This window comes from Streptomyces sp. NPDC055099 (genome assembly GCF_053607685.1).
Map to the genome: position 1 here is coordinate 1 of NZ_JBSGUA010000062.1, position 2,296 is coordinate 2,296.

At 69.0% G+C, this 2,296-nt stretch carries 2 protein-coding genes; both read left to right on the forward strand.

What is annotated here, in order from left to right; genetic code table 11:
• Window positions 1-1,117: hypothetical protein (locus ACWFRU_RS42245; RefSeq protein WP_453694167.1), on the forward strand; the 1,117-nt coding region annotated here is incomplete at its 5' end.
• 41 nt (window positions 1,118-1,158) lie between these two features.
• Window positions 1,159-2,253, forward strand: a complete 1,095-nt coding sequence (locus ACWFRU_RS42250) for a tyrosine-type recombinase/integrase (RefSeq protein ID WP_453694169.1) — start codon at window positions 1,159-1,161, stop codon at window positions 2,251-2,253.
• Window positions 2,254-2,296: the final 43 nt, after the last annotated feature.

The window sequence follows — 2,296 nt, forward strand, 5'->3', positions numbered from 1 at the left end:
GGATAATTACGGTTATCCTGTGCAGATGCTGACGCCCGATCAGAACGTCCCGCAATCAGGTGAAACGCCCGAAACACCGGAAGAGAAGATGGCCGACCGACCGTCCGGACCACTCACGCCGACGCGAGCGCCGAAGCGCAACCGGCGCCGCTCCGGGCCGCCGCCTGTGCTCGACTTCCCGCCGGTTCCCAACGGCATCGACTACCTGCGCAGCGTCGTCACGCACCTGAACCCGGCGACCGGCGGCTCACCGCGCGACATCAAGTACGCCGTACTCCACCTCCAGGCCGCCGCCGAAGTACTCCTCAAAGCGCGGCTCTCCCGCGAGCACTGGAGTCTCATCTTCGCTGACCCGCGCACGGCCACCTCGGACGCGTACGCCGACGCCCAGTTCACCAGCTGCACCACAGGGGCCGCAGTGGAACGGCTGCGCAACATCGCAGGCGTCTCCATCAGCGACAAGGAGGCCAACGCTCTCGACAAACTGGCTGATGACCGCAACGCACTCCAGCACTACGGCCTCACTTTCAACGCGAAGGTCATCGAAGCCCGCGCGGCTACCGTCCTGGACTTCCTCGTGCGGTTCATCGACGAGCACCTGGAGCCCGAACTCAGGAAAAGCGGCCCCCTGCACCTGGAGATGGAGGTGGTTCGGCGCGGGCTCAAGGACATCCAGTCGTTCGTCACCAAGCGGATGAACCGCCTGCGCGGCAACGAGCTCAAGGACGCCGAGGACCGGACGCTGCGCTGTCCAGACTGTCAGCAGCTCGCCATGCTCGCCGAGGCGGGGCGGTCCCGTTGCCGCTTCTGCGGCAAGGCCTGGCCCGCGTACGACCTCGCCGACCTGTTGAGGACCGACGAACAGCCGGAACCGTTCGACGAGTGCCCCGGGTGCCATGCCCCGACCCTCACCGACAATGCCGTGTTCGCCGACAGCAAGGACACCCTGTTCTGCACCACCTGCGCCGGCCGCTTCGCCCCCGCCGAACTCGGCAACTGCGCGGCGTGCGGCTCCTACTGCCCCACCCGCGACAGCGCCCCCGGTGGGCAGGACCTGTGCATCTTCTGCGCGGAAGACATCCGCCGCCAGGAAGAGCAAGAGAGGTACTGGATGTAGGCGCCCGGACGTCCCTCTCCCCCACCAGCGTGAGGATCTGCATGACGACCACCCCGCCCGCCCCGGCCCTCGGGCCGCGGGCCACGCTCACTGCGTTCCGGCGCGATCCGCGTGAGCTGTGGCCCGAGCACGCACGGAAGCTCTACGACCACCTGGCAGCCCTCTACGACGAGGACGACCCGCTACCCACCCTCGCGGCCGCGTGGATCGCCCACCAGCGCTCGGCCAACACCCAGAAGTCGTACGCCCGGGGCTTTCGCATCTTCGAGGAGTTCGCCCGCGAGCACGGGGCCCACCCGCTGAAGGTGACGTTCCCTCTGGCCGACACCTTCCGCATGCACCTGGAGACGGCTCCCACCTGGGTGCGAGTCAAGGGCGGGCCCCGGGGCGAGATGATCCGGACCGGGCCGCCGTACAGCGACGCGTCCCAGGCCAACGCCCTCTCGGCCGCCTCCTCGTTCTTCGCCTACCTCGACGTCGTCAGCGACACCCCGCTGAAGAACCCCTTCGACGCCGTACGCAGGCCGGTCATCGACCCGGACTACTCCCCCACCCCCGGCTACACCGAGCAGGAGTGGACCAAGCTCCTGGTCACCGCCCGCGACCACCACCGGATCCGGGCCTACCGCAAGCGTGCGTACGCGCTGCTGCTCATGCTCTACACCTGCTGCCTGCGCGTCGACTCCCTGCTGACCGCGAAGGTTGAGCACCTCGGCGACGACCAGGGCCACCACGTCATCAAGGTGAAGGTGAAGGGCGGCTCCTGGAAGAACAAGCCCGTCCCGCCGATCGCCTGGGCCGCCCTCCAGGACTACCTCGACGGCCGCACCACAGGATGGCTGTTCTGCACGGCCAGCGGCGGCCAGCTCGACGAACCGGCCGTGTGGCACCTGACGGACTCCCTGGCCAAGCGCGCCGGGCTGACCCCGCGCGGCCCGCACGGAGTCAAGGGCGACGCCGTCACCCACGCCCTGGCGAAGCCGGACGCCCGGCCTGACAAGATCCAGCGCTGGGCCGACCACAAGGACTCCCGCACCACCCAGCGCTACAACCGCCGCAAGGAACTCCTCGACGACAGCCCCGGCTACACCCTCGGCGCCGACCTCGCCGGCGCACTGGCGTACGACCCGCCCTGATCAACGCCGAAGCACGGCTCGCGGGCCCCGTCGCGGTGGCCAT

Bases quoted from the DNA above. Each gene is read 5' to 3' on its own strand.
- ACWFRU_RS42250 (WP_453694169.1), top strand. From the start codon at position 1,159: ATGACGACCACCCCGCCCGCCCCGGCCCTCGGGCCGCGGGCCACGCTC.